The organism is Burkholderia sp. 22PA0099 (assembly GCF_047497165.1).
In the GTDB taxonomy this organism is placed as follows: Bacteria; Pseudomonadota; Gammaproteobacteria; order Burkholderiales; family Burkholderiaceae; genus Burkholderia.
Genome location: NZ_CP163165.1, coordinates 1110822 through 1123806, shown reverse-complemented (window position 1 = coordinate 1123806; position 12985 = coordinate 1110822). Strand labels below are relative to the sequence as shown.

General features: G+C 66.7%; 10 protein-coding genes. 4 read left to right on the top strand and 6 right to left on the bottom strand.

The window, feature by feature from the left end; genetic code table 11:
* Window positions 1-23: 23 nt before the first annotated feature.
* Window positions 24-2153 (bottom strand): TcfC E-set like domain-containing protein, encoded by a 2130-nt coding sequence (locus AB4851_RS20325; RefSeq protein WP_414451902.1) that lies wholly within the window; start codon window positions 2151-2153, stop codon window positions 24-26.
* A gap of 231 nt (window positions 2154-2384) precedes the next feature.
* Entirely contained in the window at window positions 2385-2918 is a 534-nt protein-coding gene (locus AB4851_RS20320; protein ID WP_414451220.1) for a CS1 type fimbrial major subunit, read from the bottom strand.
* A 449-nt stretch (window positions 2919-3367) separates the two neighbouring features.
* Here AB4851_RS20320 and AB4851_RS20315 point away from each other — a divergent pair, with 449 nt between their 5' ends.
* Complete coding sequence (locus AB4851_RS20315) at window positions 3368-3844, top strand: GIY-YIG nuclease family protein (RefSeq protein ID WP_414451219.1); 477 nt, start codon at window positions 3368-3370, stop codon at window positions 3842-3844.
* Window positions 3845-3987: 143 nt separating this feature from the next.
* Here AB4851_RS20315 and ppa read toward each other — a convergent pair whose 3' ends face one another.
* The gene (gene ppa, locus AB4851_RS20310) at window positions 3988-4515 is read right to left on the bottom strand and encodes an inorganic diphosphatase (RefSeq protein WP_414442802.1); all 528 of its coding nucleotides are present in this window, start codon (window positions 4513-4515) and stop codon (window positions 3988-3990) included.
* 227 nt (window positions 4516-4742) lie between these two features.
* Between ppa and AB4851_RS20305 the strand changes: the two genes are divergently transcribed.
* The 3 genes from AB4851_RS20305 (at window position 4743) to AB4851_RS20295 (ending at window position 8532) form a co-directional block, all read left to right on the top strand.
* Complete coding sequence (locus AB4851_RS20305) at window positions 4743-6182, top strand: aldehyde dehydrogenase family protein (RefSeq protein ID WP_414442803.1); 1440 nt, start codon at window positions 4743-4745, stop codon at window positions 6180-6182.
* A 111-nt stretch (window positions 6183-6293) separates the two neighbouring features.
* Entirely contained in the window at window positions 6294-7052 is a 759-nt protein-coding gene (locus AB4851_RS20300; RefSeq protein WP_414451218.1) for an SDR family oxidoreductase, read from the top strand.
* Window positions 7053-7227: 175 nt separating this feature from the next.
* Window positions 7228-8532, top strand: a complete 1305-nt coding sequence (locus tag AB4851_RS20295; protein ID WP_414451217.1) for an MFS transporter — start codon at window positions 7228-7230, stop codon at window positions 8530-8532.
* A 113-nt stretch (window positions 8533-8645) separates the two neighbouring features.
* Here AB4851_RS20295 and AB4851_RS20290 read toward each other — a convergent pair whose 3' ends face one another.
* Genes AB4851_RS20290 through hemC form a run of 3 tightly spaced genes read right to left on the bottom strand, consistent with a single transcriptional unit; the run spans window position 8646 to window position 12953 of the window.
* The gene (locus tag AB4851_RS20290) at window positions 8646-9836 is read right to left on the bottom strand and encodes a heme biosynthesis protein HemY (RefSeq protein WP_414442806.1); all 1191 of its coding nucleotides are present in this window, start codon (window positions 9834-9836) and stop codon (window positions 8646-8648) included.
* A gap of 1 nt (window position 9837) precedes the next feature.
* The gene (gene hemDX / locus AB4851_RS20285; RefSeq protein WP_414451216.1) at window positions 9838-11985 is read right to left on the bottom strand and encodes a fused uroporphyrinogen-III synthase HemD/membrane protein HemX; all 2148 of its coding nucleotides are present in this window, start codon (window positions 11983-11985) and stop codon (window positions 9838-9840) included.
* Window positions 11985-12953, bottom strand: coding sequence for a hydroxymethylbilane synthase (hemC, locus tag AB4851_RS20280; RefSeq protein WP_414451215.1), 969 nt, complete (start codon window positions 12951-12953; stop codon window positions 11985-11987). Before hemC ends, hemDX begins: the two co-directional genes overlap by 1 nt.
* Between the last annotated feature and the right edge of the window lie 32 nt (window positions 12954-12985).

The following is a 12985-nucleotide window of genomic DNA, read 5'->3' as shown; positions in this document are numbered from 1 at the left end:
TCTCAAAAAAATTCGAATGCGCGTCATTGGCAGCGGTAATAGCTGCCTTGCACATCCTTCAGGTTGCAGTTGTAGCGCTTCCCGTCGCGCTCGACCGTGAGCTGCGGCAGCATCTTTTTGCTGACCAGAGAGAACAGCCCGTTCTTGTGAACAGTGTCGCCGCTCTCCTCGATCGTTCCACTCAGCGGCCGGCCTTCGGCATCGGTCAGGAAGCCGCTGTAGATCATGCTGATATCGACGCGCGCCGACGCCGAATAGACTTGCCCGGGATGCGCGCGCACCACGTTCGCGGGCACCTCGATATTCATGTCGAGATCCTGGCTGTTGCTGAACACGCGCGCGAACGGGACGTCCCGGTAAGCGGCCAGCGGCACCGCGTAGATGCCGTTGCCGGCCACCGGGTTGCCTTCGACATTGAAGCCGTATTTCGTTCCTTCGATCTTGGGCGTCGTCAGCAGCATCGCGCTTCCGCTGCCGGCGAAGCGGCCGAGGGCCACGCCATCCCGGCTCGCGGCCACCATGCCGCGGTAGTTGAAATCGACGTTGGTGGCAGCCGCCGAGTAGCCGATGTTCAACGACGCGTCGCCGCGCGTGCCCGAGCGGCTGCCATAGGCATAGGCGCCGAAATCGTTGCCCACGCGATTGGCATTCAACCCGATCGAGGAGGTGCCGAAACTATCCTGGAAATCCTTTCGCACATCGGCGTTCAACTGGGTCTGTCCGCCGGAATGTGCGGCGCCGAAGCTCGCCTGCACCCTATCCAGCGTCATGGTCATGTTGAGATACACGCCGTAGCCGCTTCTGCCGCGCTGGAAGCCGCCCTGCTGCACGCCCAGCGCGAAGGTGGCCCACAAGCCGTTCGGACGATAGTTCCAACGCACCTCGGCCTGGTGCGAGCGGCCGAAGTTCGATTGCTGGTAGTTGTAGTTGAAGCTGGCCTTGCGGATGTTCCGGCTGTACGAGGCCGCCATGCTGGGCTGCCCGCGATAAAAGCGCGAAACATCGGTGTTCTGGTATCGGCTGAACGACAGCGTGCCGAGCGTCTCGTGCGACACCGCGAGATTCACGTAGCCGCCCGCGCCGCGCTCGCCGGCCAGGATGCCCAAGGTGGGCGTCACCTCGGCACCGGCGATTCGCGTCGGACGCGTCACGTTCGCTTCGGCGGCCCATTTGCCGCCCTGCCCGGCCAGCACGGACGTGTTCAGATAGAACTGCTTCAGATTCCGGCTCGCTGCCGCCTCGAGCAGATACCCGCCGAATTGCAGCTCCTTGCCGGCCGTCACATGCCAGGCATTGCCGCCGGACTGGCCGAAGCTGAGATTGTTGATCTCGCGCGTCTCGCGGCTCACGATATTGCCGTTTCGGTCGACCAGCCGAACTTCCATCGTGTAGTAGCCGCCGGGTAGATCCGCGTAGCTGATTTCGTTGCGCCCGATCACGGCCGGCCGCTTGGTCACGAGGCGACCACTGCGATAGAACTCGTAATTGCCGTCAACGGTGGCATACAGGATCATCGATGCGGTGTTGCTGCTGACTTTCAGATGCGACTGGCTCCCGACCGTCACGAACTGATCGAAACTCGGTGAAATCAGCGTGCCGACCGATCCCGACGCATAGTCGATGCTGTTCTGCTTGCCGGCCCGAACATAGGTGTTCGCGAAGTTTTTCTGCAGGTAGTACGACGACACGCCGCGTGTGCCGCCGCGATACTGGCGCGACCACGTATTGTTCACATACCAGCTCGCATAGCCGAAGCTCTGCGACGGCAACCCCACCCAGGTATTGCCATTGACGTTCGCCGCGCGGTAGGCGTCGGACGACGCGCGCAGGTCCAACGCATGGTTGCTGACGATGCCGAAATGCGTGGGCGGCGCAACGTAGTCGTCGCGCGAATCGCGTATCGCGATCGACCGCCTGATTTTGTCGACGGTCACGAAATGGCCGTCGATACGCGTGTCGCAACCGTTACGACAACGCTTGTAATCCAGTTGCGCGACGATCCGTTTCAGCGTTGCCACGTCCTCCGCGGAAATCCCGTTTTCCCGATATTTTTCCTCGTCGAATTCAAGCTCGTTCGTCTCCGACGAATAGGCCACGAAGCCCGGGAGGGTGCGCCCGCTAAAGGTCGCCACGTAGTGCGCGCTGTCATCCAGCTCGGCCGCACTGAATCCTTCCGGAACGCCGTACGAAACCTTCAGGTTCCCGAACGCGTTCGACGAAATGAAAAGGAAGGCCCCGACCCATATCGCATTGAGTCGAACCGGAATGGATTCGGAAAACACGCGGACTTATTGGCAGCGGAGACGGAATATCGAGGAGCCATAGCAATTCATGACAAATGACGGGAGTCTCGCGCGAACGAGGCTCCCGTACCAACAACCGATTTACTCGGAGGGCTCGGCCGACGCGACCGGCTCGAACAGCATCACGAGATCGCCGCTGTAACTGCCGTTCGTGCTTGCATCGCCGACTTTCTCCGGTGCGTTCGCCGTGATCGTCAGGTCGTGGACTTCGTCGAAGCCGCCATTGCCCGCCGCCGTTTGCGTGATCTTCTGCTGCGTACCGAACTTGATTTCGTTGTCGCCGGCGTTGCTCGACAGCGTAACCACGGCATTCGCCATTTCATAACGCCCGCTTGCCATCTTCAGCGGCTGCGCCAACGAGATGTTGAAATCCTTGTTCTTGGTCCAGACGCGAATGGGCAGCGTCTTGGAGAATTTCGCCTGCGAGTAGTCGGTCGCCTCCAGCTCTTCGGTGCTGTACCAGGTGGAGCCGTCCGGCTTCGAAACGAACATGCTGTCGCTGATCTGAGCGGTCAACGTGATGTTCTTCTGGACCACCTCGGCCTGGGCCGCGTTCATCGTACCCAGCAGCAGCACTGCCGCGCCGATCGCCACACCCATCTTTTCCATTTTCATACTTGCACCTATTAAATAATTAGTACTACCAATAACAGAGATTTCGCAATTTATAGAATATCGACTCCATATCCCGCAAAACTTTTCTGCAGGCGCCATGATCACCAGTTCAAGACTTGATATCAATCAGGAAAATCTGATTTTTGCGGCCCACGGAAACATTTTTTTGCGTTACGAAATATTCAACCGTCGTGATCGAGCGCAAACGAACCCCCGCCCCGCGGCCTCCGGACGACGTTGTTGGTCGCTGCGAGGGCGATATCGTCCGCATGATTTGTAGAGCGAACCATCCTGCGCGGCCGAGCATGCTCGATTGTCCGAATTACCGCGCCATCCTCGCTTTCTGCCAGAAACGGGCGACGGCGTTTTCGAATTCGGTGGGAGGGTGCTGCGCTTTTTCTGAGAAACTGACGGCCTTGCCTCATCCAACCGGTTTATCCCGCTCCGCCATGTCCTGGTTTCTCTATCTGATCGAATGCGAGGACGGCAGCATCTACACCGGCATCACGACCGACGTGGACGCCCGCTTCGCGCAGCATGCCAACGGCAAGGGCGCACGCTATACGCGTGCGCGCAAGCCGCTCAGGGTGCTGGCCTCGTTCGCGCGGGCCGACCGCTCGAGCGCCTCGAGCGCCGAATACTGGGTCAAGCGGCTCGCGCCTGCCCAGAAGCGCGCGTTGGCAAGCGGGCAGCGCACGCTCGAATCGGTGCTGCCGGTGGTCGAGGCGCAGCCGCATGCGCAAGCCCGCCCCGACACGGTCGCGGCGGACGCGACGGCAACCGCGGCAATCGGGATCGCGCCCACGTCGGGCACGCCGTTCACCGGCACCGTCCTCGATATCGTCACGGCCGCGGACGACCTCTCGCCCGGCATGGCGCAAGGCCGTGCGGCACGCCCCCGCCCTTCACGCAGCAAAGCGGCCTGATCGCCGCCGTTCCCGCCGCACACCGGTGCCGGGGGCAGCCGGGGCGCATCGCGCGCCCATGAAAAAACCGCGCGGCCCCGACAGGGGGCACGCGCGGTTTCGCACGGCAGAGGCCGGCACGCTCGCGCGCCCGGCCGGAAGGCTTACTTGGCCGCGTTCGCGACGCCTTCCGTGATTTCCTTGTGGGCGGCATCGATGTCGGCCCAGCCTTCGACCTTGACCCACTTGCCCTTCTCCAGCGCCTTGTATTGCTCGAAGAAATGCTTGATCTGGTCCTTCAGGTAGGCCGGCACGTCGTCGAGCGACTTGAGGCTGGCCGTCATCGGGCAGACCTTGTCGTGCGGCACGGCGATCAGCTTCGCGTCGACGCCCGATTCGTCGGTCATCTGCAGCATGCCCAGCGCGCGCGAACGCACCACCGAGCCGGCCAGCAGCGGGAACGGCGTGATCACCAGCACGTCGACCGGATCGCCGTCGCCCGACAGCGTCTGCGGAATGAAGCCGTAGTTGACCGGATAGCGCATGCCGGTGCCGACGAAACGGTCGACCACGAGCAGGCCGAGATCCTTGTCGGCTTCGTACTTGACCGGATCGCTTTGCGCCGGGATTTCGATGATCACGTTGAAGTCGTGCGGCAGATCCTTGCCGGCGGGAACATTGCTGAAGCTCATGAGCGCTCTCTGCTTGACGATGGGAAATCGGGACGGGGCGCGGCAACCGACTGGGCGGGCGCGCCTTCGCGAGGAGCCGCCATTATAGCCAATCACCCGATGGCGCTCCGGTGAAGTTCGGCGCACACTTGCCCGTCGCGCGATCCAATCGGCGCGCGTCGCCATCGCCGTGGGCATCATCCGCAACACCTGAATCACGCATCGATACCAACGAGCCGGGAGCAGGCATGGAAGAGGCAAGGCACTTCATCGCGGGCGAATGGGTCGCGCCCGCGAACGGCGAGACGCTCGCCGTCATCGATCCATCCGACGGCGCGCCGTTTGCGCGCCTGGCACGCGGCACCGCCGCCGACATCGACGCCGCGGTGCAGGCCGCCCGCGCCGCCTGCGAAGGCGCCTGGGGCGCCACCAGCGCCGCCGAACGCGGCCGGCTGCTGTACCGGCTCTCGCAACGCGTGGCCGACCACCAGGAAGCGCTCGCGCAGCTCGAATGCCGCGATACCGGCAAGCCGCTCAAGCAGGCCCGCGCCGACGCCGCCGCGCTCGCGCGCTATTTCGAGTTCTATGCCGGCGCGGCCGACAAGCTCCACGGCGAAACGCTGCCCTATCAGGCCGGCTACACCGTGCTGACCGTGCGCGAGCCGCACGGCGTGACCGGCCACATCGTGCCGTGGAACTACCCGATGCAGATCTTCGGCCGCAGCGTGGGCGCGGCGCTCGCCACCGGCAACGCCTGCGTCGTCAAGCCGGCCGAGGATGCCTGCCTGTCGCTGCTCTACGTGGCGCGGCTGGCGGCGGAGGCCGGGCTGCCGGCCGGCGCGCTGAACATCGTCACCGGCTACGGCCACGAGGCCGGCGCCGCGCTGTCGGCCCATCCGGGCATCGATCACATCTCGTTTACCGGCTCGCCCGACACCGGCCGGCTCGTCGCGCTGGCCGCCGCCGAGCGGCATGTGCCGGTCACGCTCGAACTGGGCGGCAAGTCGCCGCAAATCGTGTTCGCCGATGCCGATCTCGACGCTGCGCTGCCGGTGCTGGTGTCCGCGATCATCCAGAACGGCGGGCAGACGTGCTCGGCCGGCAGCCGCGTGCTGATCGAGCGCGGCATCTACGAGCCGCTGCTCGACCGGCTCGCCGGCGCGTTCGCCGCGCTGCGCGTCGGCCCCGGCCGCGCCGATCTCGATTGCGGGCCGCTGATCAACGCCAAGCAGCAGCAGCGCGTCTGGGATTTCCTGTCCGACGCACAGCACGACGGCATCGCGATGGCCGCGCAGGGCGAGGTGGTGCCGGATGCGCCCGAAAGCGGTTTCTATCAGGCGCCCACACTGCTGCGCGACGTGCCGCCCGACCACCGCCTCGCGCAAGAGGAAGTGTTCGGCCCGGTGCTGGCCGCGATGCGCTTCCACGACGAGGACGAGGCGCTCGCGCTCGCCAACGGCACCGCCTACGGGCTGGTAGCGGGCGTCTGGACTCGCGACGGCGCGCGCCAGATGCGGCTCGCGCGGCGCGTGCGGGCCGGTCAGGTGTTCGTCAACAACTACGGCGCGGGCGGCGGCGTCGAGCTGCCGTTCGGTGGCAGCGGCCGGTCGGGGCATGGCCGCGAGAAGGGCTTCGAGGCGCTGTACGGCTTCACGGTGCTCAAGACCATCGCATTCAGGCACGGCTAGCCAAGCCGGCACCTACCACGCAAAAAGCACTCAGCAGCACGCAGCAACCACGCGACGCGCGGGCCGGGCTCGCGCGCCAGGCGCAGGATCACCCATCATCGGAGACACTTCATGCGGCTTGCAGGCAAGACAGCCATCGTCACGGGCGGCGGTTCGGGGTTCGGCGAAGGCATTGCGAAGACCTACGCGCGCGAGGGCGCGAACGTGGTCGTCAACGATCTGAACGGCGCGGCGGCCGAGCGCGTGGCCAGCGAGATCGCTGTGGCCGGCGGCAAGGCGATCGCGATCGCCGGCGACGTGTCGAAGGGCGAGGACTGGCAGGCGCTGCTGGCCGCCGCGCTGGCGGATTTCCAGCGCGTCCACGTGATCGTCAACAACGCCGGCACCACCCACCGCAACAAGCCGGTGCTGGAAGTGACCGAGGCCGAATACGACCGCGTCTACGCCGTCAACATGAAAAGCCTGTTCTGGAGCGTGCAAACACTTGTGCCGTATTTCCGCCAGGCCGGCGGCGGCGTGTTCGTCAACATCGCCTCGACGGCCGGCATCCGGCCGCGCCCCGGGCTCGTCTGGTACAACAGCACGAAGGGCGCGATGATCACCGCCAGCAAGACGCTGGCCGCCGAGCTCGGCGCCGACCGCATCCGCGTGAACTGCATCAACCCGGTGCTCGGCGAAACCGGCCTGATGACCGAATTCATGGGCGTGGCCGATACCCCCGAGAACCGCCAGCGCTTTCTCGCGACGATCCCGCTCGGCCGGCTCTCGACGCCGCAGGACATCGCCAACGCGGCGCTCTACCTGGCTTCCGACGACGCCGAATTCATCACCGGCGTGTGCCTCGAAGTGGATGGCGGCCGCTGCATCTGAGCGGCTCGGCAAAAAAACAGCAGGACCTCGAATCTTCAGTAGTCCGGCAAGACCGGCGGCCGCCCGAAACCGCATCACCCGGGCGGCGCCGCAACGTGGCAGCACGACGACGTGGCATCGCGACAATCGCACAGTGCGCATTCGACGCACGATTCGCACACAGGAGACAACACCCATGGCAAGCACCGTTCCGGCCTACCCCGGCCAGCCGTCCGATTTCGAGACGGCCACCTATCGCAAGGTCACCTGGCGGCTCGCGCCGCTGTTGATGCTCTGTTACGTGGTTGCGTATCTCGACCGCGTCAACGTCGGCTTCGCCAAGCTGCAGATGGCGACCGCCCTGAACCTGTCGGACACCGTGTACGGCCTTGGCGCCGGGATCTTCTTCTTCGGCTATTTCCTGTTCGAGGTGCCGAGCAACATCATCCTGCACCGCGTCGGCGCGCGGGTCTGGATCGCACGGATCATGATCACCTGGGGCCTGATTTCGGCGGCGATGATGTTCGTCACAACGCCCGCGATGTTCTACGTGATGCGCTTTTTGCTCGGCATTGCCGAAGCGGGCTTCTTCCCGGGCGTGATCCTCTACCTGACGTATTGGTATCCGGCCAACCGGCGCGGGCGCATGACCACCTTCTTCATGACGGCGATCGCGCTGTCGGGCGTGATCGGCGGCCCGGTGTCGGGCTACATCCTGAAGAGCTTCCACGGCATGAACGGCTGGGCCGGCTGGCAGTGGCTGTTCCTGATCGAAGGCATTCCGTCGATCATCGTCGGCGTGCTGGTGCTGATCTGGCTGGAAGACCGGATCGCCGGCGCGCGCTGGCTGACCGACGAGGAGAAGGCGCTGCTGTCGCGCAACGTGCAGGCCGAGGAGGCGCTCAAGGACGACGCCCCGATCGGCCGCGTGCTGGCCAGCCCGCGCGTCTGGCTGATGGCGCTGATCTACTTCTCGTTCGTGATGGGGCTGTACGGCGTGGGCTTCTGGCTGCCGACCATCATCAAGTCCACCGGCGTGACCGATTCGTTCACGATCGGGCTGCTGTCGTCGATCCCGTACGCGGCGGCCGTGGTCGGCATGATCCTGATCTCGCGCAGCGCCGATCGCCGCCGCGAGCGCCGCTGGCACGTGGCGATTCCGGCCGCGCTCGGGGCGATCGGGCTGCTGCTGTCGGTGGCCTGGGCCGACCAGACGGCGCTCGCGATGGTGGGCCTGACGCTCGCGACGATCGGCATCCTGACCACGCTGCCGCTGTTCTGGAGCCTGCCGACCGCCTTCCTCGGCGGCACCGCGGCCGCGGCCGGCATCGCGCTGGTCAATTCGATCGGCAACCTGGCCGGCTTCCTGAGCCCGTACATGATCGGCTGGCTCAAACAGGCCACGGGCAGCAACAACGCGGGGATGTTCATGCTGGCGGCGTTCTGCGTGCTCGGCGGCCTGCTGGCGCTGTCGGTGCCGAAGGCGCTGGTCAATCGCTGAAATGAACTGAACACACGCGGGCACGGCGGCCTTTCGGGTCGCCCCTCAATGCGAAACGGCAGCCCGAGGGCTGCCGTTTCGCATGGATGCCGCGCTCAACGTAGCGCGGTGTGTCAACCGACCTGCATCGCCAGCGCGCTTTCGCGATAGTGGCGTGCGGCCTTTTCCTGGTCGCCGAGATTCTCGAACAGGCGCGCCAGCGCACGGTGCGCGCGCACCTTCAGCGCGTCGTTGTCGGACAGCTTGAGCGCCGCTTCGAGGAACGACTGCGACTTGCCCCACAGCTGTTGCTTCTCGCAGAGCCGGCCCAATGCGACCAGCAGATCGGCGTCGTCAGGGTGATCGCGCTTCCAGCCCTCGGCCTTCTGGATCAGCGGCAGCGCATCGACGCCGGCCGTATCGGGATAGCGGCGCAGCAGGCGCGCATCCCAGTGATGGGCCAGCGCATCCTCGACGATGCGGCGCGCTTCGGGCAGGCGCTCCAGCGCCACCAGCAGCTCGGCGGCCAGATCGGCAAGGCGCGGCGACTGCCGCTCCACGGCCGACAGCGATTGCCAGACTTCGAGCAGCGCATCGGCATCGTGGCGACGGTCGCGCAGCAGATGCTCGGCGGCCTGCTGGCGCATCCGCACCGCGGCGGCCGGGTGCAGCGCATCGCGCTTTTCGAGCACCTTGGCGAGCTTCAGCACCTCGGCCCAGTTCTTCAGTTGCTGCTGGGCGCGCAGCGCGACCTGCTGCGCATGAATGCGCTTGCCGCCCGAGGCCTGCATTTCGGCCAGCGCGGCCAGCGCGCCTTCGGCATCGCGCGCCTCGGCGCGCATGTCGGCGGTGGCCAGCAGCCGCGCCTCCTGCCATTCGTTTGCATCGACCTTCGCGAGCCATTCGTCGCGACGCGCGTATTCGTGCATCCGGTGCGCGGCCACCGCGCCCACCAGGCCGGCGGCGCTCTGGTTGGCATCGACGGCCAGCGCATCGCGCGCGGCCTTCTCGGCGCGCGAGAAGCGGCCGGCATACAGGTTGGAGATCGCGTCGCGCAGCGAGCCCTGCGCCTTCTCGTTGCGCATGCGCGCACGGTAGGCGGCCACGCGATGCGGCATGCGCCAGATGTTGCGCACGATGCGCAGCACGGCGTAGATCACGATGAACAGCACCACGATCGCGACGATGAACAGGTTCAGCGATACGTCCACGCGATACGGCGGATAGACGATCAGCACCTGCCCGCCGTCGAAGCGGCCGACCGTGGCCAGCGCCACGGCGATCGCGAACAGCACGGCCAACCAGAGGATTCCTCGCAACGTCATGTCACCCCCGGCTCTTGAACTGTTGGATCGCGGACAGGCTGGTGTTCAGGTTCGGCACCGCCACCGCCAGCGACGCGCCATCGACCTGCTTGAGCAGATCCTCGACCGTGTGCGTGTCCTTCGACGACGCGTCGAAGTAGCGCGCGAGCGCCGCTTGCGCCGCGTGCAGATCCGACTTCATGGCCGGCTCGTTGCGCGCGAGCAGCGACAGGCGCGCGGTCAGCAGGCGCAGCTTGATGTTCTCGCGCAGGAAATAGCCCTGCTGAGGCGAATTGAGCATCGCATCGGCGTTGTCGATGCGGCGCACCTGCACGAGGCTGGTGAGTTGCGCGCCGATGCCGGCCGTGATGTCGTGCCACCAGATCTTCCAGCTCGGCTGGCCGGTGGCGGCGGCTTCGCTCGCCACGTCGCCCGGATGCGCGGTGCGCGGCTGCGCGCGCGCGATCGGCGCTTCGCCCGACAGCGGCAGCGCGTCGATGCGGCCGATCGCGTCGTCGAGCTTGATCGCCATGCCGGTGAGATCGACCGACGGCGCGGCCTTGAGCTTGTCGATGTCTTGTGCGATGGCCTTGCGCACGGCGATCGCCTGCGCGCCCTGCGACGTCGCCAATTGCGAATCGGCGTTTTGCAGCGCCACCAGCGCGAGTTGCGTGTCGCCGGTCAGTTGCAGTTGCTGGCTCGCGCCCTGCAGGGTTTGCTCGACCTGATCGAGCAGCCAGGCGTCGCGGTTGCGCGACAGGTCCTGATATTGCTGTTGCAGCGCGTCCTGGTGCGCCTGCGCGTCGGCAAGCTTGCCCGCGAACTGCGCGACCTGCTCGTCCACCTGATGCGCCTGCGCCAGCGCCTGGGCCGACTGCGTGCGCACATCGGCGGTGGCGGCGTCGGCCGCCTTCTGGCGAGCCAGCGTGGCCTGATCGAGCTTCTCGATCTTGCGGTTCAGCACGAAGCCGCCCGCGCCGGCGCCGCAGGCGAGCACCACCACGAGGCACCACAGCAGCACGCCGGCCGCGCCACCGCCGGAACGTCGCGCGGATTTCGCCTCGAACGGCGTGAACGGTTGATTGGGGGGCGTGACCGGTGCGGCGGGACGCGCGGCGGCGCTGCCGGTACCCGGCGAGGAAGCCTTGCTGGAATCGTTGGTATCTGTCATGCGGGAGGGCACCGATGCGGCTTGCGCCGCGTGAGCGGCCGAGTCGGCCAACGTTCGGAATGCGCGGACGATGCGTTCGTCGCCCGCGCCGGACAGCGTAATCGTATCAAAACCGAGTGCCCGCGCCGTGTCCGCGATCCGCGGGTGTGGCGTTACGACCGGGGCATGCTTGAGCGCTTCGGTTTCGGTGGAAGTGAGGTGATCGACGGCCAGATCGTGCAGGTTGCGCACGCCTTCCGAGCTCGTGACGAGCCAGGCGTGCGGCGCACCGGCCAGCAGCGTATGCACGCGCTCCCAGGCGCCGATCGACGGCTCCGGCGCGATGCGGCGGTAGGCGGCCACCCGGTCGACTTCGGCGCCGGCGTCGCGCAGTGCCGTCGACAGCCATTCGCGACCGCCGTCGCCGCGCACGATCAGCACACGCTTGCCGGCCAGCGGGCCGGAGGCGGGCGTGGAAGCGGCCGGGGCCGGCGTTTCGTCGGATGATTGATGCGGCGATTCTTGATCCGGCGATTCGAGGGAATCCGAAGCAATCGCGGCGGCAGCCGAAGCGCCCGGTGCGCGGCCGCTCGCGGCGAACGCGCGCTCGATCTGCGCGAACAGGCTTTCGGAGTCGTAGCGCGGGGCGTCGTCGGTGCCGCTCTCGTCGTCCGGCCCGGCAACGGGTGCGATCACGCGATGTGCGGGCGCCGCGATGCCGTGCCGCGCCAGCGCGGCCACGCTGCCCGGCCCGACCACGCCGATCGGCAGCGAATGCGGCCAGATCGCGTTGTAGCGGGCGAGCGCGCGATCGATCGCGTTCGGCGAGACGAACACCACCAGCGCATACGCATCGAGCCGCGCGAACGCCGCGTCGAGCGGCGCCGGATCGGCCACGGGGGCGATGTCGATCAGCGGGAAATCGAAGACTTCGATGCCGGCGGCCGCGAGTTGCGCGGCGAGCGCCGCCGATTGCCCCTCGGGCTTCGTCAGCACCGCCGTGAACGCGCGGGCGGCCATCAGGTTTGCGCTCCGGTCAGCGCCTCGATGATTTCGAAGGCGCCCTGCTGCACCAGCTCATCGGACACCTCGCGGCCGAGTGCGAGCGCCTCCTCGGGCGTGCCGATCGCCGCGCGGCGGCGGGCGTTCAACACGCGTGCGCCGTTGACCGACGACACCCGGCCCGTCAGTTCGAGCTGATCGCCGTGCCAGACGGCGTGCGCCGCGAGCGGCACCGAGCAACTGCCGCCCAGCGCGCGCGACACCATCCGCTCGGCCTCGGTGGCCAGCGCCGTGGGCGTGTCGTGCAGCGGCGCGAGCCAGCGCGCCACATCGGCGCGGTTCGCGGCGGTCTCGATGCCGAGCGCGCCCTGGCCGGCGGCAGGCGGGCTGGTCTCGACGTCGATCAGCGAGCGGATCCGATCGCCGAGGCCGAGCCGCTTGAGGCCGGCGGCGGCCAGGATGATCCCCGCGTATTCGCCGCGATCGAGCTTGGCGAGCCGCGTGTCGAGATTGCCGCGCAGCGCACGCACGTCGAAATCGAGGTATCGGGCGCGCAGCATCGCCTCGCGGCGCAGGCTGGAGGTGCCGACGATTGCGCCCGTGGGCAGCTCGTCGAGCGAGGCGTAGTGATTGGAGACGAAGGCGTCGCGCGGATCTTCGCGGCTCATCACGGCCGTCAGCGCGAAGCCTTCCGGCAGCGACATCGGCACGTCCTTCAGCGAATGCACGGCCAGATCGGCGCGGCCGTCGGCCAGCGCATTCTCCAGCTCTTTGACGAACAGGCCCTTGCCGCCGACCTTCGACAAGGTGCGATCGAGAATCTGATCGCCTCGTGTCGTCATGCCGAGGATTTTCACGTCGCAAGCTGGATATAATTTGCGCAGCGCATCACGCACATGTTCAGCCTGCCACATCGCCAGGCGGCTCTCCCGCGAAGCGATCGTGAGGGTCGCCGGCGCGTCGGCCGTAAGAGTCTCGGAATTCATTGCAGCGGCATCGAAGGACGGGAACCAGGATC